19 protein-coding genes and 2 pseudogenes are annotated in these 23,807 nt (G+C 72.4%); 8 read left to right on the forward strand and 13 right to left on the reverse strand.

From position 1 onward, the window contains the following. Positions 1-712: 712 nt before the first annotated feature. Positions 713-2,569, reverse strand: coding sequence for an ABC transporter ATP-binding protein/permease (locus tag ACZ5ON_RS05860; protein WP_465585989.1), 1,857 nt, complete (start codon positions 2,567-2,569; stop codon positions 713-715). Between the two features lie 31 nt (positions 2,570-2,600). Continuing rightward, complete coding sequence (locus tag ACZ5ON_RS05865; RefSeq protein WP_465585992.1) at positions 2,601-3,491, reverse strand: extracellular solute-binding protein; 891 nt, start codon at positions 3,489-3,491, stop codon at positions 2,601-2,603. A 200-nt stretch (positions 3,492-3,691) separates the two neighbouring features. Between ACZ5ON_RS05865 and ACZ5ON_RS05870 the strand changes: the two are divergent. Further along, positions 3,692-4,024: pseudogene (locus ACZ5ON_RS05870) on the forward strand (class I SAM-dependent methyltransferase); the annotation flags it as partial. Positions 4,025-4,311: 287 nt separating this feature from the next. On the opposite strand, the gene ACZ5ON_RS05875 reads toward ACZ5ON_RS05870, so the two are convergent. Continuing rightward, the gene (locus ACZ5ON_RS05875) at positions 4,312-6,918 is read right to left on the reverse strand and encodes a SpoIIE family protein phosphatase (RefSeq protein WP_465585994.1); all 2,607 of its coding nucleotides are present in this window, start codon (positions 6,916-6,918) and stop codon (positions 4,312-4,314) included. Positions 6,919-7,058: 140 nt separating this feature from the next. Between ACZ5ON_RS05875 and ACZ5ON_RS05880 the strand changes: the two genes are divergently transcribed. After that, complete coding sequence (locus ACZ5ON_RS05880; RefSeq protein WP_465585996.1) at positions 7,059-7,280, forward strand: hypothetical protein; 222 nt, start codon at positions 7,059-7,061, stop codon at positions 7,278-7,280. A 108-nt stretch (positions 7,281-7,388) separates the two neighbouring features. On the opposite strand, the gene ACZ5ON_RS05885 is transcribed toward ACZ5ON_RS05880, so the two are convergent. Continuing rightward, on the reverse strand, positions 7,389-8,276 hold the full coding sequence (locus ACZ5ON_RS05885; RefSeq protein ID WP_465585998.1) for an NAD(P)-dependent oxidoreductase: 888 nt from the start codon (positions 8,274-8,276) through the stop codon (positions 7,389-7,391). A gap of 49 nt (positions 8,277-8,325) precedes the next feature. Between ACZ5ON_RS05885 and ACZ5ON_RS05890 the strand changes: the two genes are divergently transcribed. Together ACZ5ON_RS05890 and ACZ5ON_RS05895 are read left to right on the forward strand one after the other, a co-directional pair. Further along, positions 8,326-8,676 carry a winged helix-turn-helix transcriptional regulator gene (locus ACZ5ON_RS05890; protein WP_465586000.1) on the forward strand — a complete coding sequence of 117 codons (351 nt, stop codon included), beginning with the start codon at positions 8,326-8,328 and terminating at the stop codon, positions 8,674-8,676. Between the two features lie 312 nt (positions 8,677-8,988). Next, a complete protein-coding gene (locus ACZ5ON_RS05895; protein ID WP_465586131.1) occupies positions 8,989-9,135 on the forward strand; it encodes a hypothetical protein in 147 nt (48 codons plus the stop codon). A 95-nt stretch (positions 9,136-9,230) separates the two neighbouring features. Here the strand turns inward: ACZ5ON_RS05895 and ACZ5ON_RS05900 are convergent, their stop codons facing one another. From ACZ5ON_RS05900 to ACZ5ON_RS05910, 3 genes are all read right to left on the reverse strand, one after another. After that, on the reverse strand, positions 9,231-10,361 hold the full coding sequence (locus tag ACZ5ON_RS05900) for a PP2C family protein-serine/threonine phosphatase (RefSeq protein WP_465586002.1): 1,131 nt from the start codon (positions 10,359-10,361) through the stop codon (positions 9,231-9,233). Between the two features lie 508 nt (positions 10,362-10,869). Beyond that, positions 10,870-12,255 (reverse strand): MBL fold metallo-hydrolase, encoded by a 1,386-nt coding sequence (locus tag ACZ5ON_RS05905; protein WP_465586005.1) that lies wholly within the window; start codon positions 12,253-12,255, stop codon positions 10,870-10,872. Positions 12,256-12,445: 190 nt separating this feature from the next. Next, the gene (locus ACZ5ON_RS05910) at positions 12,446-13,408 is read right to left on the reverse strand and encodes an ArsR/SmtB family transcription factor (RefSeq protein WP_465586007.1); all 963 of its coding nucleotides are present in this window, start codon (positions 13,406-13,408) and stop codon (positions 12,446-12,448) included. Between the two features lie 598 nt (positions 13,409-14,006). Here ACZ5ON_RS05910 and ACZ5ON_RS05915 point away from each other — a divergent pair. The 3 genes and pseudogenes from ACZ5ON_RS05915 to ACZ5ON_RS05925 all read left to right on the forward strand — a co-directional run. Then, positions 14,007-14,446 (forward strand): annotated as a pseudogene (locus ACZ5ON_RS05915) (DJ-1/PfpI family protein); the annotation flags it as partial. A gap of 98 nt (positions 14,447-14,544) precedes the next feature. Beyond that, positions 14,545-14,775: a YgaP family membrane protein gene (locus tag ACZ5ON_RS05920; protein WP_465586009.1), complete on the forward strand. Its 231-nt coding sequence runs from the start codon at positions 14,545-14,547 to the stop codon at positions 14,773-14,775. Positions 14,776-14,867: 92 nt separating this feature from the next. After that, the gene (locus ACZ5ON_RS05925; RefSeq protein ID WP_344637504.1) at positions 14,868-15,134 is read left to right on the forward strand and encodes a metal-sensitive transcriptional regulator; all 267 of its coding nucleotides are present in this window, start codon (positions 14,868-14,870) and stop codon (positions 15,132-15,134) included. A gap of 129 nt (positions 15,135-15,263) precedes the next feature. Here ACZ5ON_RS05925 and ACZ5ON_RS05930 read toward each other — a convergent pair whose 3' ends face one another. Beyond that, positions 15,264-16,178, reverse strand: coding sequence for a C1 family peptidase (locus tag ACZ5ON_RS05930; RefSeq protein ID WP_465586012.1), 915 nt, complete (start codon positions 16,176-16,178; stop codon positions 15,264-15,266). A gap of 836 nt (positions 16,179-17,014) precedes the next feature. Here ACZ5ON_RS05930 and ACZ5ON_RS05935 point away from each other — a divergent pair. Continuing rightward, positions 17,015-17,875 (forward strand): NAD(+)/NADH kinase, encoded by an 861-nt coding sequence (locus tag ACZ5ON_RS05935; protein WP_465586014.1) that lies wholly within the window; start codon positions 17,015-17,017, stop codon positions 17,873-17,875. Between the two features lie 117 nt (positions 17,876-17,992). On the opposite strand, the gene ACZ5ON_RS05940 is transcribed toward ACZ5ON_RS05935, so the two are convergent. The 5 genes from ACZ5ON_RS05940 to ACZ5ON_RS05960 all read right to left on the reverse strand — a co-directional run bounded on the left by ACZ5ON_RS05940 (position 17,993) and on the right by ACZ5ON_RS05960 (position 23,547). After that, a complete protein-coding gene (locus tag ACZ5ON_RS05940; RefSeq protein WP_465586016.1) occupies positions 17,993-18,142 on the reverse strand; it encodes a hypothetical protein in 150 nt (49 codons plus the stop codon). Between the two features lie 57 nt (positions 18,143-18,199). Then, on the reverse strand, positions 18,200-19,219 hold the full coding sequence (locus tag ACZ5ON_RS05945) for a HEAT repeat domain-containing protein (protein WP_465586018.1): 1,020 nt from the start codon (positions 19,217-19,219) through the stop codon (positions 18,200-18,202). 135 nt (positions 19,220-19,354) lie between these two features. Beyond that, positions 19,355-19,741, reverse strand: coding sequence for a hypothetical protein (locus tag ACZ5ON_RS05950; RefSeq protein WP_465586020.1), 387 nt, complete (start codon positions 19,739-19,741; stop codon positions 19,355-19,357). Positions 19,742-20,614: 873 nt separating this feature from the next. Beyond that, on the reverse strand, positions 20,615-20,938 hold the full coding sequence (locus ACZ5ON_RS05955; RefSeq protein WP_465586022.1) for a plasmid stabilization protein: 324 nt from the start codon (positions 20,936-20,938) through the stop codon (positions 20,615-20,617). 173 nt (positions 20,939-21,111) lie between these two features. Beyond that, positions 21,112-23,547, reverse strand: a complete 2,436-nt coding sequence (locus ACZ5ON_RS05960) for a SpoIIE family protein phosphatase (protein WP_465586024.1) — start codon at positions 23,545-23,547, stop codon at positions 21,112-21,114. Positions 23,548-23,807: the final 260 nt, after the last annotated feature.

Raw genomic sequence — 23,807 nt, forward strand, 5'->3', positions numbered from 1 at the left:
CGGTCCGATGACTCACGGACATCGGACCGCCAAGAGGCGCTGTCGTCTCCGGCGAAGTGATCCGGTCGCACACCGGGGAACCTCACGGAGCGCATGGCGTCGGTGGGATTGACCAGCTCCCAGGCGACACCGTACCCCTGGTTGGCCGTGCTGCTCCGCTTGATCACGTCGTACAGCGGGTCGTCGACTTCGATGTCCAGTGTGTGGTGCGGGATCTGTGGGGTTCGGAACGCCTCCGGAAGCCTGCGGCACTCCTTCGAGGCGTCGTTCAGTGGATCGCGGTTCGCCACTCGGGTGTAGTTCCAGTACGGGAGCGCCCAGTTCTCGGGCCCGCCGAGCTTCTTGACGACCGAGCGCACGATGTCCTCGAAGTAGTACGGCGGCGTCATCGTGACGCTCAGTTGCGTCCTCGATGGACCGTCACGCACCGCCGAGCACGGCGACCCGGGCGGTGGGGAGGCGGCTGACCCGTGCCGAGCCCTGGGCAGGGGTGGCCTTGGGACGGATGTGGTGCCGTGGGACAGCGAGCCCGACGGACGGGTCCGGACACGGTTCGGCCTGCCAACTCCATCGCCACGGCACCGAGCCGGGGCGCGGGACGGTCCGTGCGAGGGTGCTACCGCTCCAGCGGGCCGGGCACCTGCTCGCGGAACGCTGCCGTGCACGCCCCGGTGCCGGGCAGTCCGGGCGGCGAACGCGCACCCGGGCTTCGTCACCACCGACTGCGGGGCGGAGTCGGCCAGACGGTGATGGCCTCGGGGGGCAGGTGGATTCGGCAGTCGCCGGTGGCCGCGGGTACGGCCGGTGCGGTGACGGCGATGCTCAGGGAGTGTCCGTTGGCCAGTACGGCGTGCATCTCGGTGACGGCGCCGACCTGCACGGTGTCGAGGATGGTCGCGGGGTGGCCGCCGATGTCGGTGAGGCGGACGTCCTCGGGTCGGATGCACCAGGTGACGGGTGTGCCCGCGGGCAGGTCGGTGGCGGCCACGGTGATGCGGGTGCCGTCGACCATGAGGGTGCGCGGGTCGGCGAGGCGCCCGGTGTGCAGGTTGCGGATGCCGAGCAGATGCGCGGCCTCCGGGGTGGTTGGGTGGGCGAAGACCTCCCGCTGGTCTCCGGCCTGCAGCAGCCGACCGTGGGCGACGATGAGGATCTCGTCTGCGAGGAGGGCTGCGTCCTGCGGATCGTGAGTGATGATCACGGTCGTGGGAGCGGTTCCCTGCTGCAGTCGGCGCAGCTCCCAGCGCAGTTCGTCGCGCACCGGGGTGTCCAGGCCGGTGAACGGCTCGTCGAGCAGGAGCAGCCGCGGGTCCCGCGCGAGGGCGCGGGCCAGGGCGACGCGCCGGCGCTGGCCGCCGGAGAGCTCGTGGGGCAGGCGGTGCTCAAGACCGTCCAGGTGGAGCTGGCGCAGCCAGTAGACGGCCAGGGCGGGGTCCGTGTCGGGGCCGAAGGTGATCTGCTCCCAGACCGCCAGGTGTGGCAGCAGGCTGGCGTCCTGCGGCACGTAGCCGACGCCCCGGCGTTCGGGTGGCAGCGCCGTGAGGTCGTCGTCGTCGAGGCGGACATAGCCGGCCTGGGGAGTGGCGAGTCCGGCCACCAGGCGCAGCGTCAGGGACTTGCCGGCCCCCGACGGGCCGAGGATGGCCAGGTGGCGGCCCTGGGCGGCGTGTGCGATCCGCAGCTGGAAGGTCCCGGCCCGGGCGTGCAGGTCGAAGGTGAGGCGTGAGCTGGTCCGGGCGCGCGGGGCCCGGGGCGGTGGCAGCGTGGCGCTGCTGCGGCGGTGTAACCGCAGGTGCGTGGTGTAGTGGCTGACGGCCAACACGGCCAGAGCGGCGATGAGGCTCACCGCGACGGGCAGCAGGGTGGTGGTGAGCCCGGTGCTGCCGAACTGGACATAGGTGTACACCGGCAGCGAGTAGGGGTGGTAGGCGAGGACCACGGTGGCTCCGAACTCGCCGAAGGCGCGCAGCCAGGCCATCAGCAGCCCGGCCCGGATGCCCGCGGCGGCGCCGGGCAGGGCGACCCGGGCGAACCGGGAGAGGCGTCCGTGGCCGAGAGTGGCGGCCACGTCCGCGAGATCCGGGTCGAGGGCGGCGAAGGCCGAGCGCGCGGCGACGATGAGGAAGGGGGCCGCCACGAAGACCTGTGCCAGCACGATCCCGGCCGCGTGGTCGGTGAGCCGCCCGCCGAAGAGCCGTCCGAGTGGGGCGTAGGGTCCGACGACGTACAGCAGCAGGATGCCGCTCATCAGCGGTGGCAGGGCCAGTGGAAGCTGCACCGCGATCCCCAGCAGGGTGGCGAGCCGGCCGTGGACCTGGGCGAGCAGGTAGGCCAGGGGGACCCCCAGGACGGTGATGATCGCGGTGGCGATGGTCGCGGTCGCCAGTGAGACGGTCAACGCGTCGCCGATGCCGGGCGCGGTCAGCACACCGGGAGGCGCGCTGGTCGCCCGCGCGAGGAAGGCCCCCAGCGGTGCCAGCAGGTACAGCAGGAGGAGGGCGCCGAGCCAGGGGAGTGGTGTGCCCAGGAAGCGCACCTGGTCGCGGGGCTGCGTCGGTCGTGGACTCACCGTCCGGCTCCTTCCTCGGGCCCGCGCGCCGTCAGCCGGTGGTCCCCGGCTGCGCCAGTTCGGAACGCAGCGACGCCGGGACCGCCGCTCGGTCGCCGGAGACGGTGGGCGGTGAGAGGGTCACGCCGTGCGCGGCCAGGCTCGCCCTGCCCCGGTCACCCAGCAGGTACTGAACGAAGGCAGTGGCCCCCGCGGGGTCGGGCGCGCGGTGGACCACCGTCACGGTGAAGTGGGCGGCGACCTTCACCTCGCCGAGGTCGACCGCGGGTACGTGCTGCTCGACCGCTTCGTTGCTGTAGAAGAAGGCGGCGTCCAGCTGTCCCGCCTCCAGTCGTCCGTCGAGTTCTTGTTCCGGGAAGACCTGGGAGGACTTCTCCACCGAGGAGGCCAGGCCGGGATCCCGGTAGATCACGGACGCCTGCTGGAGGGCCTGTACGGCCAGCTCTCCCTTGGGGTCGAGCTCGGGGTCGGTCCGGCCCAGCCGGAAGCCCGGTGCGGTGATCACCTGGTACCAGGGTTTCGTCTTGAGCTCGGCGGCGAACGGGCTGTGCGGGTTGTAGGCGATCATCACCGGTGCGCTGCCGAACGTCACGTACCACGACACCCAGTCGCCGTTGGCCGCTCCCGTCAGGGAGTCGTTGACCTTCGGACTGGCGCTGACGAAGACGTCGGCCCGGCGCACCTTGCCCTTGATCTGGTTGGCGAGCTCGGTGGAGCCCCCGCCGACCCCCTGATACCGGTAGCCCGTCGTGGCACTGAACTTCGGGCCGAGGTCGTGTTCCATCAGGTTCTGCAGCGACCCGCAGTACAGCACCTGAACGGTGCCGTGGCCGCCCCCGGCCGCCTGGCCACCCGTCCGGTCGCCGCCGTCCCCGCTGCAGCCGGCGACCAGGGCCACGGCCGCCGCCAGCACACCCGTCATCCAGGGCCGCGTCCGCCGCCGAGCCGGCACCGCCATCCGCACGAGTCGTCACCCTCTCCGTTCACCGCGAGGGAAGAGCACGCACCGACCGGAACACGTCGGTCCGGCCGGCATGCTCCGGAAGGCGGCTGCCGGACTTGGTGACGCTGCCGCACGCCGACCAGGCTCCGGGGATCGCGCTGGAACGCGCGCTCCGCTCCATGGGTACTGGCCACCCGGACCCGCGGACCTGCGTGGGAGCCCCGGGCGCGTTTCACGTACCTCGGCCCCTGACGGCCCGAAACGGAGCCGACCAGGGAAGATCCGTCGAACACCACCCTATCCGCATCCGGGGTGGACCACCTCGTTCGGACCTGTGGACGCCGCGGCGGGCGGCCGTTGCCCGTTGTGACCGCACCGCGCCGCCCGCCGACCTGCTCGACGGCGGCTGGACCGCGCGGCTGCGCCAGGCGGGCTTCGACCCGGCCGTGCCGACGGCCTGGTTGGCCGAGGGGCTGCTGGTCTACCTGACGGCTGCGGAGGCGGCCGGGCTGCTGGCCGCGGTCGGCGAACTCTCGGCTCCGGGCAGCAGGCTCTCGACGGAGCGCGGTCGCAGTGGGCGCACCGTGGTCGACGACCCGTCCGTCGCGCACATCACCTCGCTGTGGAAGGGCGGTCTCGGACCGGGCACCGCCGACTGGCTTGCCGAGCACGGCTGGCGGACCGAGATCCATCCGCTGGGTGAAGTGGCGGCCCGGTACGGACGGGCGGTCGACGGCCCGGCCCACGCGGGTTTCCTCACGGCCGTGCGGGAGGGGAGCGCCGCCATCGGCCCGGGAACTCATCCGGGCCGGTACTCGGTGAGCAGCAGGGCGATGTCGTCGGAGCGGAGCGGCGAACGCCGGGCCTTGCGCAGCAGGTGGTCGGCGAGTTCATCGAGGCTGCCGGCGCGGGCGTGGGCGAGTGAGGCCCGCAGGTGGTCGATGCCCAGACCGACGTCGCTGCCGCGCTCCTCGACGAGCCCGTCGGTGTAGAGGGCGAGGATCGATCCAGGCGGAAGGTCCAGGCGGGTCTCGGGGTAGGTACTGGCGACGTCGACGCCGAGGAGCGGGCCGCCTGCCAGGTCCAGCACGTCGGTGCCGCCGTCGGGGCGGCGCAGCAGCGGCGGGCAGTGCCCGGCGCGGACGGCGTGGGCACGGTCGGTGCGCGGGTCGATGCGGATGTAGCAGCAGCTGGCCAGCAGCCCGGGGTCGAGGTCGGTCAGCAGTCGGTTGGTCCCGGCCAGGACGGCGCCGGGGGAGTGGCCGGCCGTGGCGAACGCCCTCACCGCGCTGCGGAGTTGGCCCATGGTGCCGGCGGCGGCCACGCTGTGGCCCTCGACGTCCCCGACGACCAGGGCGACCGTGCCCTCGGTGGGGATGACGTCGTACCAGTCGCCGCCGATGTCCATCCCGCTGGTACCGGGCAGGTAGCGGCCGGTGGTCCGGATACCGGGCAGGACGGGTAGCCGGTGCGGCAGCAGTGCGGTCTGCAGGCCGTGGGCGAGGGCGGACTTCGCGTCGTAGAGGCGGGCGCGTTCGAGTGCCTGGGCGATCAGCCCACCGAGCGCGGTGAGCAGGCTCCGGGCCTCGGGGGTGAAGCGGTGGATCTCGTCGAAGCCGAGGATGCAGGTGCCGACGGGACGGTTGGAGGCGATCAGCGGCAGGTACGCCCAGGCCCCGGCGCGGTCCAGGGAGATCGCCGGCGGGCTGCCGGTGAGATCCTGCTGCGACTCGATGAACCGGGGCAGCCCGGAGCCCGGCGTCCGCATCCCGGGCAGTGGGGCGCCGAGCGGACTGCCCTGCAGCCAGTGCAGGAAGTGCTCGTGGCGGCTGGTGTGGAAGAGCAGGCGCAGCCGGCCGTCGTCGATCACGTAGATGGCCAGGTGCTGTCCGCCGAAGGCCGGCAGGAGCTGGTCGGCGACCACATCGCACACCTCGCCGGTGGTGACCGCCTCGGTCAGCGCGCTGCCCAGCTGCAGCACGTGGTAGATGGCGCCCAGCCGCGCGGGTACGGCCTGGGTCGTCGGGGGTGGGGTGTACGCGGTGAACACGGGCGCAGGGACGGACCGGGGTTCCTCTCCGGGCACCACAGCGGGCCCGACCGGGGCCGCCGGCGGGTGGGGCGGCCCCGAGGGCGCCACTCGGCCGGTCACGCCGTTCGCGTCCGGGTGGAGGACGAAGGCGAGCCACCGGTCCGGCGGGCGGCAGGCCAGGAAGGCGGTGGGCAGCTGCGAGACCATCGCGGCCCGGTGCCGGTCCTCGAAGGCCGGATCGGACAGCCAGGGCAGGACGTCCCACAGGCAGTGGCCGAGCAGGTCCCGGCCGGTCACGCCGAGCAACTGCTCCAGGCTGTGGTTGGCGTAGGTGATCCGCCCGTCCGGGGCGAGGGCGAACAGCCCGTCCCGCAGTCGTTCCACCGCGGTGACCGCCGCACCGCCGGGCCCGGCGTCGAGTACGCCGCCGACCAGGTGGGCCCGTGCCTCCTCCCCGGGAGCCTCGGGTACCCGGCCCCAGAGCTCCACGGTGCGGTACCCGTCGCCAGCACGGATGCGCAGCCGCTGAGCGAGGACACGGCCGCACGTGACGGCCGCGCGGGCGGCGGCCCGGAGCGAGGCCCGGTCGCCGGGATGGAGCCGGGAAGCCAGCGTGTCGGCCCGCCCGTCGAAGGTGCCGGGCGCCAGCCCGAAGATCGCGCACAGCTCCTCGTCGGCGGCCACGGTCCCGGTGTCGAGCCGCCAGTCGAACAGACCGACCCGTACCGCCGGTGCGTACGGCGCCGGGATCTCGACCGGGACGGTCCTGGTGCCGCAATCGAGGGTGGCCCCGCGGGCCCGTAGCGCGGCGAGGGCGGTGCCGAGCCGGTTCGCGACGGCCCGCAGGTGGCGGAGCTGGGGTCTGGAGAGCCCCGGGTGCCCGGGTGGTGCCGCCCATACCACCGCCAGCGCTCCCAGGCTCTCCGGCCCCGCCCGCACCGGTACCGACGCCGATCCGAAGGCGTACGGCAGGGCCACCGCGAGCTGGGGGAAGCGGCGCATCGTCTCGTCTGCGTTGGCCAGGTGGACCGTCCGTCCCGACCGGTAGGCCGCCGCCACCGGGATCGGGCTGTTCACCGGGATGAGTCGCCAGCCGCCGATCAGGGAGGGCGGCGTACCGCAGGCGGCGGCCAGCACGATCGAACGGCCGTCCCGGGAGCGGAGGAAGACGCTCCCGGCGTGGGCGCCGGTCTCCCTGACCGCCTTGACGGCGGCCGCCGCCAGCACGTCCTCGCGCTCCGCCGTCATCAGCTCGGCCACCGCGGTCTCGGCAGCCCGTTCGGGACGGCGAGCACCGCTCGCGGCATCCGGGCTCGTCGCCGTACCGCTCCCGACGGGCGGGCCCACCCGCTCCGCCGGCTCGGGCCGACCCATGCTTCTTCCTCTACGTCCGGTTGCTGCCGGTGTCAAGGCGGGCCAGGGCCTGTCCGGGGTGGCGGTGCGGTCGAGGCGGCCGGTCCGGGGTACTGCAGGACAGGACCTACCAGGTCCGAGCCGGCCGCCGCCGGCCGACCGTGGCAGACGGCTGTGGGGCCCGGGCCGATGAGGCCGGCCCGCTCGGCCAGCACGCCGCCCTGGAAGCGGCTCTCGGCCCGCAGGCTCGCTCGCCGTGGCGGCGGCCGTCCGGCGACAGGCAGGCGCGCGTCCTGGCGCGGTCCATCACCGGGGAACTGCGCTGCGACGAGTTCTTCAGCTTCGACACCGGGGCCTGCCAGCGGGTCCACACGACCCTCTGATCCCATAGCGACCGAAGGTCCACGCGGGCCCATGAGCAGGCATCAAACGCTGAGGGGCCCCATCCTTGCCCGGCGGTCAGACGCCGGACCTGGTCCTCGACGGCTGCCTCAACGACGGCCGAGGACCTCGGCGATCCGGCTGAACCCGTCCGCGCCGTGGCCCAGTCCGATGGCGCGGCGGACCATGCCCTCGGCCGCGCGCATCACGCCCGCGTCGATGCCGTGGGTTTCGGAGGTGTGGACGATATGGGCCATGGACGACACCGCCGAGGTGAGCGGGTTGATCGCAGCGGCGAAGCTGCCGTTCTCCAGATCCTCCGCGTCCTGCTCGAAGAGCGTCGGGAGGATCGTGGCGATGCCCTTGGCGAACGGCGCCAGCTCCCGCGCCGTGACACCCTCCGCGCGGGCCACCGCCACGGCGTGCGCATAGCCCGCCATCGCCGTCCAGAAGACGTCGAGCAGCGCGATGTCGTACGCCGCCGCCCGGCCGATCTCCTGACCGAGGTGGGTGTGGGTGCCGCCGAGCGCCTCCAGCACGGGCCGGTGCTCCAGGTAGAGCTCCTTGGGGCCGGCGTGGATGAACACCGCCGCAGGCGTTCCGATGGTCGTGGTCGGCGTCATGATCGCACCGTCCAGGTAGCGGATGCCGTGCTCGGCCGCCCAGTTCGCCGTCTCCCGGGCCCGGCCCGGGGTGTCGGCGGTCAGGTTCACGACGGTGCGTCCCCCCAGCGCATCGGTGACGGCGTCGGGCCGCAGAACGGCGTCCGCCGCGTCGTAGTTCAGCACGCTGACCACGACCAGCCCGCTCGCGGCCACCGCCTCCGCTGCGGATCGAGCGCTGACCGCGCCCCGCTCGATCAACTCCCGGCCCCTGCCCGGCGTCCGGTTCCAGACCGTGGTCCGCAGCCCCGCGTCCAGGAACGCACCGGCCAGGGCGCGGCCCATCGGTCCCAGGCCGATCACGGTGACGGCAGAATGCTCGGAATGCATGGACATGACTCAACTCCCGTACGGGTGTGGGTAAAAAGCAATCGAAAGGACGAAAATGACGCGCAGCCGTGCCCTGGACACGAACGTCTGTGGAGTGACCGCCGCGATCGCCGTGATCGACGGCAAGTGGAAGACCGCTCTGCTCTGGCTGCTGGAGTCCGGCCCGCAGCGCCCCGGCGAGCTACGCCGGCGACTGCCCGGCCTCAGCGAGAAGGTGCTGACCCAGGCGCTACGCGAGATGGAGACGGACGGGCTGGTGCACCGGGAGGTGCACGATGTGCTGCCGCTGAAGACCGTCTACTCCCTGACCGCCTTCGGCCGGGAGCTCTCCGAGGCGTTGGCGCCCCTCGCGGACTGGGGCCACCGCCGGCTCGAGAAGCTGGTGGAGGCCCAGTCGGCCTCCTGACGTGTTGTCACCTCCGTGTCGCCCGGTACCGGCGACCGCGCCGGCCGCCTGCAACCAGGTTCGCCCGGGCGCCGTCCGGTGCCAAGTACCCACAAAGAAGTGGGTACCGCAGCCGGTCGGGGCGGCCCACCGGGCCCGCCGAAGTGCCGGCAGGGCACCGGACATGTGCCCGGTGCCCTGCTGCTCGCCGCCCCGCGGAGGCCGGGCGGAGGTCAGGCGCTGGTGTCGCGTTCGGTGGCCGCCCAGGCGCCGTAGCCGCGGAGGAGGTCGAGGACGTCAGTGTGACCGTGGTGGCGCAGCAGGCTGGCGGCGATGGAGGAGCGGTGGCCGCCCGCACGTCCCCGCCGCGGCGAGCTTCCCCGTCCATGCCGCCACGTCGCCACCGCCGTCCTCGACCTCATCTGCACCGGCAACGCCGAGACCAGCCTCCTGCCCGACATCCCGACCACATCCCGGTGACGCGGAAACGCGGCTGTCCTCCGGCTCGGACCCGACGGCGCCTCGAACGAGTTCCGGAGCCTGAAACCCGCGCAGGTCAGAGCCTCGTCTCAGGCTCAGCGGCCTGGGCGCCGCCGGGCGACGAGGGCAGCGATGTCGTCGTCGAGCTCGCCTCCGCTGTAGGCGATCAGGTCGCGATGGAGGTGGTCGAGGAGCTGGTGGGGCGCCTCGCCGCTCCACGAGCGGATGCGTTCGGCGAGGGGGTAGAAGGCGCCGGAGCGATCGCGGGTCTCGGTGACCCCGTCGGTGTACAGCAGGAGCTGGTCTCCGGGGTGAAAGGGGGTGAGGTCGATGTGGTAGCCGTCGCTCACCAGCATGCCCAGGTTGAGCGGCGGCGAGGGTGCGGCGGGCTGCAGCTTCCGGACCCTGCCGCGGTGTAGCAGCAGTGGGGGCGGGTGGCCGCAGGTGACGGTCCGGACGACCGGTTCGTCGTCCGGGATCTCGGCGAGGAGCGCGGTGATGAAACGTTCAGCGATCTCCGATCCTGGGACCCCCGGGTACTGGGAGGCGTAGCGGCTCATGCTCGTCTCCAAGCGGTGCGCGAGGTGGGGCAGGTCGGGCGCGTCGTGGGCGGCCTCGCGGAAGGCGCTCAGTAGCGCCGCGGCCGTCTGCACCGCGAGCAGGCCCTTGCCGCGTACGTCGCCGATGAGCAGCCGTACGCCGTGCGGGGTGCGTATCGCCTCGTACAGGTCGCCGCCGATCCGGGCCTCCGCTGCGGCGGCCAGGTAGAGGCTCTCGAGCGTGACGTGCCCGAGGTGGCGCGGTACCGGATGCAGCACCGCCAGCTGGGCGGCCTCAGCCACCGAGCGGACCTGAATCAGCTGATGGGCGCGTCGGCCCAGCAGGCGGTTGAGGAAGACGGCGAATGCCGCAATCGTCGTGAGGGTGGCCAGCTCAGAGTAGGCGGTCGCATCTCGCAGCGCATTGAAGTCCACCATGAGGCCGACGAAGATGGCGCACGCGCCCACTGCGGTGAGCACGGTTCCCCACATGGGTAGCAGCGCGGCGGCAGCAACCATGGCCGTGGCGAGGAAGGCATCCGGCCTGACATCGCGGGGCGTGAAGAGGCCGATGAGCAGGCCGATGAACAGCAGCAGGGCAGGCAGTACGGGCAGCAACTTGGCCCGCGTACCAGTGCTGTGCGGGACTCCGCGTTTCTCACCGCGTTCCTCAGGAGACCTCGCCACCGTCCCGCTCCCCGGCGTCACACAGGTCGAGTGGCAGCCTGGGCCCGGAAGCCAGGCCACCGATTTGGGTAATTTTATCGCCGTTCGCCCGTAGTCCACGAACAGCCTGCTTCTCGCCGTCACCCGTCTTCTGGACAGGTGGACGAATCCCGGGGCGTCCGTGGACGTCTGATGATCTTGAGGGCGATGTGTAGCGCGGCGGCGGCCCAGTCGACGAGGTCGCCGCAGCCGGTGCCCAGCACGGGTGACCGGAGCCGGATGCTCCTACGGCGAAACCGGTGGCAGGACATCCCGATGCCGCTGTCAAGACGCCGTGGTGACTGGTGGTGTTGCCCGGTAGTACGTTCCGTCGCGGATCTTGGGGGGCGGGCTGACGGAGAAGGTCAGTAGCGGCCCCAGGAGTGGGACGGCGTCCTGGCGCCACGTGGCGGGCGCTGCCTTCGGGACCGCCCGTGGCCCGGGCGGGGTGTGGGCCGGGGCAGTGGTCCCGGCACCGGGTTGGCTGGGCTCAGGGGCGGGCGGGGTGGGTGAGGGTGTGCCAGGCGTTGTAGCCGCCGAGGAGGTCGGAGACGTCGGTGCGGCCGTGGTGGCGCAGCAGGCTGGCGGCGATGGAGGAGCGGTGGCCGCTGGCGCAGTGGACGACCAGGGGGCGGTCGGTGGGGATCTCGTCCAGGCGGCGGGGGAGTTCGGCCAGGGCGATGTGCAGGGACCCTTCGATGAATCCCGCTTCGCGCTCGCCGCAGGTGCGCACGTCCAGGACGGTGGGGGGCTGCTCGCTGGCGAGTGCGGTGCGGAGCTGGTCGGCGGTGAGGCGGCTGGCGGGGGTGACATCGTCGGCGAGGGCGGGCAGGGAGTTGCCGGGGTTGCGCAGATAGCCGGCGATGTGGTCGAAGCCGATACGGGCGAGGCGGGTGATGACCTCGTCCTCGCGGTCCTGCGGGGCGATGATCGCGATGTTGCTGTCGGGGGTGAGGACGGTGCCGGCCTGTTCGGCGAAGCGGCCGTCGATGGGGACGTTGACGGCGCCGCGGATGTGTCCCGCGCCGAAGTCCTGGGGGTTGCGGGCGTCGAGGACGACGGCGCCGGCGGTGCGGACCTCCATGAAGCCTTCGGGGCACAGGGGGCGGGCGGCGTTCGTGCGGTCGAGCAGCGGGTGGTCCTGCCGGTTGAGGGCGGCGTCGTAGCCGAAGTAGGCGGGGGCAGCGGACTGGCCGGCGGTGACGATGCGGACGAAGGTGTCCTGGTCCATGGGCTGACAAGCGTAGTTGGTCAGGCGCTGCATGCCGATGGTGGACTGCTTCTCGGTGGAGAGGTTCTTGCCGCAGGCGGAGCCGGCACCGTGAGCGGGGAAGACGCGGACCTGGTCGGGCAGGGCCATGAGCCTGTGGTGGACGCTGTCGTAGAGCATGGCGCCGAGTTCCTCGGCGGTGACGCCGGCCGAGGCGAGCAGGTCGGGGCGGCCGACGTCGCCGATGAACAGGGCGTCGCCGGTGAGTACGCCGTAAGGGGCTTCGTCGGTGGCGCGCTCGTAGACCAGGACGCTGATTGACTCGGGGGTGTGGCCGGGGGTCGCCATGATCTGCAGGGTGACGTCGCCGAGGGAGATGCGTTCGCCGTCGGTGAGGTGGCGGATGGGGTACTCGGTCTCGGCGTGGTGGCCGTAGCCGATCCAGGCGCCGGTATGGGCGGCGAGTTCGAGGTGGCCGGCGAGGAAGTCGGCGTGGAAGTGGGTGTTGATGACGCCGACGACGGTCAGGCCGCGTGCGGCGGCGTCAGCGAGGTATTCGTCGACGTCCCGGCGGGGGTCGACGATGACGGCCTGGCCGGTGGTCTCGTCGGCGATCAGGTAGGAGGCCTGGGAGAGGCAGTCGAGGTAGTACTGGCTGAAGATCACGGGGGTGTCTCCTCGACGGGCTGCAAGGGCTGGTGGCTACACGTCCAAATATACCCCTGGGGGTAATTGGTTTCCGGCAAGCGGTCCGCGTGTGACGCTTCCGATGTCCGGCGGCCTTCGATCGATACCTCCAGGGGTATGGGATGGGGCGTGCCGAATCACCTCAACGAAGCACCTGCGAAAGACATGATTAAAAGGTGCACTGCCGCAGCAGCAGGCTGCCGAGCGTGGTGCGCCGGTGCAGAACCGCCTTCCCGGCGCGCGTCGTGGAGATCAGCCCGGCGCCGCGAAGGGCCGCTGTGTGGGCGGAGACCGTCGCGGCGCTCACGTGGAGGTGTCGGGCGAGGTCGGTTGTGGTGCGGTCTTCGGCCAGTAGGTGCAGCAGCTCGGTGCGGGTGGTCCCGATCACCTTGATCAGCGCCTGCGGGCCGGTGGAGCCGCCGGGCTGCAGCGGGAAGCCGGGACCGGCCGGGTAGGTGAGCGCGACCGGGCGGTCCGGAAGGTTGGACAGCAGCGGCCCGCCGGACCAGTGGAAGCTGGGCAGGAGAAGCAGCCCGCGCCCACCGAGGTGGACCTCCTGCGGCCTGCCTGGGAGTTCCCAGGTTCCGCCGTGCAGGCGGGCCCCGGGCAGCAGCTCGGCCAGCAGCGAGCCGATGCCGCCTTCGGCGAGTTGCACGGCCCGGCGCACGAACTCGGCGTGGTGCAGGTCCTGCACCTGCGCCCAGACCGGGCCGAGCAACGCCTCGAATGCCGTGTGCTGCGCGCGGTGGATGAGGCGCCAGGCATCGGCGTCACCTCGGTGCAGGTCGTGGATCCACGCCGGCGTGGGCGTTCGCGTGGGTGCGTAGACGCGTTCCAGTTCAGCGCTGACCACCTCGGCCGGGGTCGAGCGGATCTGTTCCAGGGCCTCCGGGAGGGAGTCCGCCACCACGTCCAGGAAGCTCGGTGCCCGCCCGGCCGGGACGAGATCCGCGAGCGGGTGGACCGCCTTCGGCAGGGCGCGCAGCACTCTGCGCCGCCAAGGGCCGTGGAGCAGGTCGCCGTCCTGGCGGCACATCATCGTCAGCGCCACGTTGAGTTCCTGGAGCGGGGCGGGCCGGGGCGCGAGGCTGACCCGGGCGAAGTCGTCCGGCGTGAAGTGGATCCGGAGCACGGGGCCCCCTGCGTGTCGGCCCGACAGTGTCCAGGGCGCCATCCTTGAGCCCCGAGCCTAAATGATCGCCCGCGCCGGGCCTGACGGGACAACATGCACGACATGACCCACGACTTCCCGATCAGCCGACGCACCGTCACCAGGTCCGCGCTGCTGGGCTCCGCAGCGCTGGTGTTGAGCGTCGGCAGCCGGCGTGCCCACGCAGACTCCAGTCCCACGGCGGCGGACCGTCCCACTGCTGCCGGTCCGGTCCCGGGCGGCGCCGTGCCCACCCTGCCCGCGCCGACCGGCCGCCACCCGGTGGGGTGCCAGTCGGTGTACCTCGTCGACGATTCCCGACGTGACCCCTGGGATCCCGCGATCCCGGTGCGGGAGCTGATGCTGACGGTCTTCTACCCGACCCGCGACGTCACCGGACTACCCCTGGTTCCGCAGCTGCCGTCGCAGGCCGCGAGCGTTTTCGGACCCCGGCATGACCCTCGGGGCCGGCACACTGGCCGCCCTGCACCTCGCCTCGGCCGCCTGGATCGCCGCTGTCCCGGGCCCCTCCGGGCGCGGTCCCTGACAGGCCCAGCCCGGGAGGACCCTGCTCCGTGCCCTGTCGGGCGCAGTAGGGTCTGTGGGGGCGCGCCTTCCGCACGACAGGTCCCCACACACGCACGAGGAGGTACTGGAGGCGTTGCGCGCGGCGGCGGCCCGGGGCACCAGGATCGCCTCGATCTGCGTCGGCGCCTTCGACCTCGCCCTGACCGGGCTGCTCGACGGACTGGTGGCGACCACGACTGGGTTGCCGCCCCCGATCTGGCCCGGTGTTTCCCCGCGGTCGAGGTGCGCCCCGACGTCCTCTACGTCGACAACGGGCAGCTGCTCACCTCCGCAGGGGCCTCGGCGGGGCTCGACCTGTGCCTGCACATGATCCGCCGCGACTTCGGCTCCGCGGTGGCCGCCGATGCAGCCCGACTGGCGGTCACTCCGCTGGAACGCGAAGGGGGCCAGGCCCAGTTGATCGTCCATCCCCAGCCACCGGTCTCGCAGGGTTGCGGCCGACGAGCGGCTTTGAGCGACGGCACACGACTCGTGGCGAGATCCCGTTGAAACGTGTCATTTGCCCGGCCGGAGCGCGCGCCGTGTGGGCCATGGACCGCCAGGTCCGTCTCGCCGCCGGTGCGCTGGTCGTGCTCGGCATGCTCGCCGACCTCGCACTGCCGGGAGCCCGCTGGTTTGCGGCGGCCGTGGAAGGCGGTCTGCTCCTCTCCGCCCTCGCCAACACGTGTGCGATGGGTGCGTTCCTCGGCCGACTGCCCTACAACCGGCACCGGCCCGGCCGGCCCACCAACGAGGACGCCCTGGCCGCACTCGGGGGATGACCGCGGGCCCGGCCCGCGGTCCGAGCGCCCGGCCATAATACCCCCTGAGGTATGCTGAACGGATACCGGGACCAGTCCAGCGGAGGTGCCCCATGCAGGTCGACGATGATGCGGTCGGCGCGGTACTGAATCGACTCCGCCGTGCGCAGGGGCAACTCGCGGGCGTCATCGCGATGATAGAAGCCGGTCGCGACTGCAAGGACGTCGTCACCCAGCTGGCCGCCGTCTCCCGCGCCCTGGACCGTGCCGGATTCAAGATCGTCGCTAGTGGCATGCGCCAGTGCATGGCCGCCGCCGACGGCGACACCCCGCCGATGACCGAGGCTGAACTCGAGAAGCTCTTCCTGGCCCTGGCCTGACGCCCGGCGCCAGGGAGTCGGGCGCACCGTTCAGCCGTCCGCCGCTCGGTACCTGGGCGGCGGACGGTGGGCGGGGCCGGGCGGACGGTGGGCGGGGCCGAGTGGGCCCCGCCCGGGCGGGCCGGTGGATCAGCTCTGGACGAGCTTGCCCATGGCGTGGACCTCCTGGACGTCGCCGGTGTCGAAGAAGCTCCACGGCACGGTGACGAAGCCGCCGTCGCCCCAGCTGCTGCCCCAGCTGTTCTCGATCTTCACGCCCTGGCCGTTGTAGCCGACGACGGTCACCTCGTGGCCGCCGACGATCGGGTCGCTGCCGGAGTCACCGGGCAGGTAGCTGTAGTCCGAGGCCGACTGGGTGTTCAGGTCCATGAAGCTCTGGTGCACCTGGAAGCCGATCGGCACCGGCATGCCCTGGGATATCGCGTTCTCGATGGCGCTCCTCGCCGCCGAGCCGCTGGTGGGCAGCTCGGTGAAGCCGGACAGCTTGTACTGCGCGGCGTTGGCACGCTCGTTGTCGTCCGGCTGGGTGGTGTAGTCGGAGTCGCCCTGCCAGTAGTCGGACTTGGTGTCGATGCCCTGCTGCTGCTCCATGGGCAGCGCGACGCTCGCGTAGGTGCCCGTGTCGTTGCCCTGGGCGATCTGCGAGTAGATGAACATCGGGGCCATCGGGGCACCGCTGATGTTCTGCTCGTTCATCAGGATCCCGTAGCCCGTGTAGCCGGTGGCCCAGGTGACACAGGCGCCGACCTGGCCCTGGTCGCCGGGCGAGAGCGCGTACCCGCTCAGGTCCGCGCTGGCCGGCGCGGCGCCGGCCCGGGCGAACGGGGCGAGCGCGTCCGCAGCGGCCACCGCGGAGGGGTGGGCGGCGCGCTGGTGGGCCTTGAGCGCGGCGAGGTCGAGGCCCAGGCCGTGCCGCAGGTGGTGGGAGTGGTGGGCGGCGGCCGGACGCTGGACGTCGGGCGTCGCCGCCGTGGCGGTGGTCGTGGTCGTCAGACCGGCGAGGGCAACGGCGGTGGCGATGCCGATCGCTCTGGCGATGCGCATGCAGAGGCTCCTTGGGGGTTACCCGGCTGGGTCCCAGCGGGCACGCCGTGCCCGCCGCCTTGGGGTGCGGCGGAACACGGAGAAGCGAATGGTGGGGGTGACCCGAATGACAGTTCGTCAGGCGGGCTGCGGATCACCGTAGATGACCGGGCATGCTCCTGTCATGAGAGGTTCATGACAACGTCGTGAACCTGACATTCCTGAATCGGCGGCGGGCTGTCCTGGTAGGGTCGCCGGTCCACTCGCGATCAGATGCCTCGGTGGTTACCGGATGTCGGGACAGGGTCCCGGGGGTGCGTTGGCGACGGCGGTATCAGTGCCGGCCTGCGCATGGGTGAAGTCCCAGGCGGATGTGGTGTTCTCGTGACTGCGGGAGCCCGATCCGGAGGAGGCGCCTCGCTCCGTAGCCGATGTGACGTGACGTCAGATCAACCGCGCAGGACCGGGGCCTGACTGTTGGACCCCGCAATCTCGCGCGGCGGGACGAGGGCGTTGGTGCGGCTCAGGGCAGCGTGACGAGAGGGTCGGGGGTCCCTGCGGCTCGCTCGGGGCAGGTGGCCCGACGCGGATGCGGTGCTCATCGGTCCTGGCGGGTGGTGTGGTGGTGGTCGGTGTCGGTCGGCCAACCGTGGAACCGTTACCGTCCGTGACATCGGGTGGAGGAATGGCCATTGCCGGTTCGGGCCCGGTGTGGGCGAGGCCTAGAGCGGCCCCGTGCCGGGCGCCGGTGGTCCGGCCAGCATCCGGGCGCTCGGCGTCCGGCTTGTCCCGGCTGTCGCCGCGTGCGTCACTGGGAGCACGGGCCGTCCGCCAGGCCGAGACGGGAGGGGCCGCCCATGGGAGCCGTCCGCACCATCGGGGTGGTGCTGCACCCCGAGCGCGACTGCGTGCGCGTGTTCGAGGCCATCGCCGACTGGGCGCGGGGGCGCGGCGCCACCGTGATCGCCTCCAAGGACGAGCTGGATCGGCTGGGCGGTCTGGCGATCCCGGTCGATCCCGAATACCTGGCCCAGCACTCGGACTTCATCGTCAGCCTGGGCGGGGACGGCACCATGCTGCGGGCGATGCGGATGGCCGCGCGCGGCCACGCTCCGGTCCTCGGTGTCAATCTCGGCCGCCTGGGGTTCCTGGCCGAGATCGACGTCCCCGAACTGCCGCAGGCACTGACGGCCATCGACGAGTACCGCTTCACCATCGAGCCCCGTTCCGGGGTGAGGACCGTCATCGCCGGCCGGGAGGCGACGGCCTTCAACGACATCGTGCTGGTCCGCCGGCCCGGATGCCGCACGGCGGCCGTATCGCTGCGGGTCGATGGACGCCCCTTCGTCCGCTACGTCGCCGACGCGGTGATCGCGGCGACGCCGACCGGGTCCACGGCGTACAGCTTCTCCGCCGGAGGTCCACTGGTCTCCCCGAACACGGAGGGCATGTTGGTGGTCCCGGTCGCCCCGCACTCGGCGTTCAACCGGGCGTTGTTCCTGTCGGCCGGCGAGAACCTCACCCTGGAGATCCTGCCCACCAGCGGCGAGCTCTCCGTGGAGGCGGACGGTGAGCTGGTGGGGGAGGCCCACCCCGGCGATGTGATCGACATCGTGCAGCTGCCCGCCGCCGCCCGGGTGGTCCGGCTCGGCGGAACCACCTTCTACCAGCGCGCCCAGCGCAAACTCCGGCTCACCGGCTCGGTGGAGGTTGAGTGAGGCGGTCCGCACGGCGCGGCCACCGGGTGCGGGCGAACCACCGGGCAGCGCGCCCGGGTACTCGGTGCCGGACCGTCGCGACGGGCAGCGGGACGACGCCGGCGCCGTCCTCGGTGGTCAGCGCCTGGCCTCGGCCAGGCCGGCGACCAGCCAGACCAGGGAGGCGGCGCCTCCTGCGGCCAGGGCGGCGAGCAGGGCCAGCAGCCGGAGTCGGAGGGCTATCGGGGGTGGGCGCGCTGCCGTCGGTGGCTTTCGGTGTCGCGGCACGTCCTGTCGGAGAGGGGGATCGGCAGCCGCATCAGCGGGGCCGTCCAGAGCCGGGGTTCAGCCGCCGGACTCGGCGGGGAAGTCGGACGAGACCAGTTCGGCGGCGCGTGCGGGGGCGCCGTCCGCGCGGTCGAGCAGCGCCGGTACGGAGTAGGCCGCCGGCCCGGCGGGGGTCGCGAGGCCGAGGGACAGGCCGGGGTCGAAGCGCTCCATGTACACGCTGGCGCCCAAGTCGGGCCGGAGCCGGTGGAGTTCGCGCACGAGGTCCCAGGCCGAGGCGTCCAGCCGTGCCCGGTGCACCGGGTCGCAGGCCTGCACGGCCTCGGTGACTCCGGCGCTGCCCGGGTCGTAGTCCAGCAGGTGCGGCAGCAGTTTCGGGCTGCCCAGGATCTGTGCCGCGTTGAACGTGAGGTGGTGTGCGCCCTCGGGGTGGTCGAGCAGTTCGGCCAGCAGGGGGACGGCGCGCGGGTCGTGCCGTCGGGCGAGTCCGCGGATGCCCTCCTCACGGGTGTCCGCGTGCTCGTCGGCCGTCCGCTCCCAGAGCGCGGACCGGATCGCGGGGCTGTCGGTGCAGGTCTGGAACCCCAGCGTGAACGTCGCCCAGCTGCGGACCTCGGGGTCATCGTCGCGGGTCAGTTCGACGAGCGCGCGGATGTCCGGACCGTCCGGCCGGTCGGTGGCGACCCCCGCGAAGGAGATGGCCGCCCGCCGGCGGATCTCGGCATCGGGATGCCCGGCGAGGGAGACGAGGGCGGGCACGGCGCGCTGGTCGTACGTCAGCTCGATCGCACGCGCGAGGGACCACAGCACGTCAGGGTCGGTCTCATGCTCCGCAAGCGCGACGAGCGCGTCCACCGTGGCGGCGCGGACCGTCGCGTCCCGGTCGCTCGCGTGTCCCAGCAGGTCGCAGCCCATCGCACGCTCGACCCGGTCATCCGAGCCGATCAGCTCCAGGCCGAGCTGCAGCGACCGCTGCCCGTCGGCGGCCGCCCGTCGCAGCAGTGTCTCGTACTCTCCCCACTCGCCCGTCGTCCCGGCGTCGCGTGCCGTGGCCAGCGCCTGTCGGACCAGTTCCACGACCGGCTCTCCCTTCAACCTCGAACCTCTCGGCCCCGGTGTACCTGTACCTATCTGTTCCGGACGCCGTGGCGACCTGCCCCGGGCCGTCCCGCAGTCGAGAGCGAAGGCGGGAGGGGAGGGGTGCCTGCGCTGTCAGCGGTGTTTGCTGCGGCGGTGACGCCAGCGTTGGGTGCGGGACATGCCGCTGAGTACGGTTCGGTCCGGCCGCGTCGTAGCCGGCCAGGGCATGTTCCAGCCGGCCGGCTCGGAGCAGGTAGCCGGCGAACTCCTCCCCACGGCGAACAGCGAGTACGCGTACACCGGGAGCGCCCAGTCCAGTTCGGGGTATTCCTGGCGGCTCGCGATCACCTCGGTGAACACGGTCAGTGCCCGTGCGTGCTCGTCGCCCTCCGCCCAGTTCTTGGCAGCGCATGCGAGGAGGTCCAGGCGCTCCTCGCCGTGCTCCGCGGCAGCCGCCTCCTCGAGTTCGAGGGCCATCTCGGCCTGGGTGTAGGAGAGCGTGCCGAAGCGCCTCGTCATGTCGTCCCTCCTGCTTCGGTGGTCACGCCGGTCCGATGTTACTCGGCCGTAAGGGGTACCGGGCGGTGGGCAGCCGGAGGCACCTGGTCCTTGGCGATGGGTGCTGCCCGGGTCGGTCGGCTGGCGGTCGGAAGCTCGCCGGTGTCACCGCGCTCGATGCGGGAGATGAAGGCCGAGGCGGCCGGTCGGGGGGCAACTCGCTTGGAAGGGAGCGGGTTTCGGGTACCGCAACAGCTGCCCGGGTTCCACGCGGCCCTGGCCGCCGGTATGCGCGAGGAGGTGGCCGACCAGGGGGACGGTGTCGCCGTGGCGGTGGTCGTCGTCCTGCGGAGCGTCCGGGTGCACGATGTCGACTCCCACGACCGGTCGTTCCACGAGGCGGGCCGTCCGCCCGTCCGCGAGGCCTCGTCCAGGCCTACGGTCCACCGCCCCGGCCCGAGCGCCGCCGCGTATGAACCGCTGCGCGCCGCCCCGGGTTCCACGACCGCGAACTCGCGGTGGGCGGTGCTGACTTGCTCGACCTCGGCCCGGTCCAGTCGGTGCCGATGACAGACCGCCCGACCATCGTGAAGGCCACGCGCTGAGGTCGCGCGGCGTTGACGACGGCCGGGTGGCGTTCAGTCGGACGGTGTTCAGTCGGGCGGTTCCTCCGGGCGGGGGTGTACCGGATCCGGCGGGGGGCCGGCCTCCCCGCACGACTCTCCCGGCTCCTCTCCGGGCCCTGTCGGCTCCGGCAGCATCGGAGAACCGGGTGGTTTCGGCGGGTCGGGCGGCACCGGCGGGGCGGGTGGTTCAGGCGGGGCGGGCGGAGGCGGTGGTACGGGCGCGGCATCGGGGTCCAGTGGTACGGGAATGGAGGCCATCGTGCTCCTCCTAGCGGCCGAGAGCGTTCGCGAGCTGCTTCTTGTTCATCTTGGAGCGGCCCTTGACGTCGCGCTGCCTGGCCTCGTTGTACAGCTGGTCGTACGTGGGGCCCTGGGCTCCGCTGTGGGAGCGCAGGCCGCCGCGGCGGCCGGAGGAGATGTCCTCGGTCGAGGTGCGGCTGGCGGTCCTGGACTCGCCGTGCCGGGCGCGTTCCTTGTTGACGGTGCGGGCCGCGATCTCCTCCGCGGTGTCCTCGTCCCGGCCGCGATCGAGCAGGCCCTCCTTGATGTGCTCATACTGGCGTTCCCGCTTGGGGCTTGATCCTCGGGGCATGTCACACGCTCCTCTCCTGCTGCCGCACGGCGCGCCTACCCGTCATCCCCGATCGCAATCCGCCCAGCCCGCCGCCCGTGCCCGCCGCTGACCAGGCCCCGCGGAGCGGCCGCGGCAACGCCCGCCCACCGCCCGTCGACCCCGGCGAGGGCTCGTGCCCGGTCCCGCGCTGCTCAGGAGTGGAGCAGTTGCTCGGTCCAGACGGTCTTGCCCTCGTGCGTGTAGCGGGCGCCCCACCGTTGAGTGAGCTGCGCGACCAGGAAGAGACCGCGGCCTCCCTCGTCGGTGATCCGGGCCCGGCGCAGGTGGGGCGCGGTGGTACTGCCGTCGGAGACCTCGCACATCAGGGTGCGGTCGAGGATGAGCCGCAGCTCGATCGGGCCGGTGCTGTAGCGGTAGGCGTTGGTGACGAGTTCAGTGGCGATCAGCTCCGTGGTGAACGCCATTGCGTCCAGCCCCCAGGAGTTCAGCTGATTGATGACCAGTGATCTGGCCAGGGCGGCCGCCTGGGGCTCCGGCGCCAGCTGCCAGATCGCGACCTGGTCGTGGGCGAGCGCTCGGGTCCGCGCGATCAGCAGGGTGGTGTCGTCGACGAGGGGCGGGGCCAGCAGGGCGGTGACGACGGCCGTGGCGGTCTCCTGGAGCGAGCCGTGCGGGGCGCTCAGCGTCCGGCACAGCCGGTCGACGGTCTCGTCGAGATCCTGGTCGGCCGTCTCGATGAGGCCGTTGGTGTACAGGGCGATCGTGGAGCCCTCGGCCAGGACCAGCTCGGCCGTCTCGAACGGCAGCCCGCCGAGGCCGAGCGGAGGGCCGGTGGGAAGGTCCACCAGGCTGGCACTACCGGACGGCGTCACCACGACGGGCGGGGGATGGCCGGCCCGGGCGAGGGTGCAGCGTCTGGTCACCGGGTCGTAGACGGCGTAGAGGCAGGTGGCGCCGATCAGGTTCTCCTGTGGGGAACCCGGGGTGGAGGCCTCCTCCTGTTCGCTGGCCAGACGGCCGACGAGGTCGTCCAGGTGGGTGAGCGCCTCGTCCGGCTCGAGGTCGAGATCGGCGAGAGTCTGGACGGCGGTGCGTAGGCGGCCCATGGTGGCCGCGGCGTGGATGCCGTGGCCGACCACGTCGCCGACGATCAGGGCGACCCGGGCACCGGACAGCGGGATGACGTCGAACCAGTCGCCGCCCACCCCGGTGACCGAGTCGGCGGAGAGGTAGCGGTGCGCGACCTCGACCGCGGGATGGCCGGGCAGCACGCTCGGCAGCATCCTGTGCTGCAGCGCGAGGGCCGCCTCGTGCTGCTGGGTGAACCGGCGTGCGTTGTCGATGCAGACGGCGGCGCGGGCCGCGAACTCACCGGCCAGCACGAGATCGTCCGCCTCGAACGGTTCGACCTGCTGGGTACGGCTGAGACTGATCACTCCCAGCACCAGGCCCCGGGCCACCAGCGGCACCGCCATCAGCGAGCGGATCCCCAGGTTGCGCGCACGCTCGACCCAGTGCGTGCCGATGAGGGGCGCGGCGAGGAAGAGGTCGACGTCCCGTTCGAGGACCGGATGGAGCTCGGCCAGGCACCGGCCCTGAGGGGTGTCCGGGGTGAACCGGATCGACTGGCCGACCGGGATGAGGAGCCGCTCGCTCTGTGGGACGACGGTCTTGACGGCCACCCGCAGCACCGGCCCGAGGGCGAACGGCGCCGGCTCGCCGCCGCGGGCCACGGATTCCAGCAGGTCCACCGTGATGCAGTCGGCGAGGCTGGGAACGGCGACCTCGGACAGCTCCCTGGCCGTCGTGGTGACGTCCAGGGTGGTGCCGATGCGGACGCTGGCCTCGTTCAGCAGAGCCAGCCGGCGCTGCGCCCGGTGCCGTGCGGTGACGTCCTCCACCAGCTGCGCGACCCCGAGCACGGCCCCGGTGGAGTCCTCCATGCGGAACGCCGAGACGGACACGTACCGCTCCTGGGTGGGGTCTCCGCGTAGCCTGCACGGTTGCTCGGTGAAGATCATCGGCTTGCCGGTGTCCAGGACGCGCTTCAGGCCCGCCTCGACGGTGCGGGCGTCCGCCGCGACGAGGAAGTCGGAGATGCGGTGCCCTTTGGCCGCCCCCGCGGTCGGCAGGCCGCCGACGTGGGCGATCGCCCGGTTCACCCGCAGGATGCGCAGATCGGGGGCGTGGCTGGCGAACCCGATCGGAGACCGCTGGAACAGGCCGTCCAGGACCGCCCGGTCGGTCTCCCACTGGATCACGTCCTCCGCCGGTGCACCGACCAGAAACCACTCGCAGCCCGCTTCGGCACGCAGCACACACCGAGCGCGGATGCCCAGCATCACCCGGCTGCCGTCACGGTGACGAACGGGCAGCACCCCGAACCAGCCGGCACTCCGCTTGCAGGAGAGCGCCGCCTGCGTGATCCACTCCTGGTCGCCCGGGTCGACGAGCAACTCGGCCGCGGACCGGCCGATGACCTCCTGAGGCCGGTAGCCCAGCAGCTGCTGGGCCCGCTTGCTCCAGCCGGACACCCTGCCACTCCGGTCCAGCGCCGCAGTGGCGCCGTGGTGCAGCGCGAACGGGTCATCGGGGCTCTCCCCGAACGCCGTCACCGTTTCGTCCATCACGGCCATCCCTCTCCGGGTTTCCGGCCCGCAGGCGAGCATCCGACCGTCATGTCCAGCGTGACGCGCTTGCCGCCGCTCCGCCGCCCCAACGGGGGTCCGGGCCGTGGAGAGCACGTCGCGGACCCCGAGCGCACGACCACCCGGGCCTCGCCCGGTCGGGTGACGGTCCGGTGCGGGCGGCGTATCGCGGCGCGCCGCCGGCGAGTGCGCGGGGCGAGGATCGGCGCAATCGCACCATCCCCATTCACATCCCCACC

This window comes from Kitasatospora sp. NPDC032150, assembly GCF_055579945.1.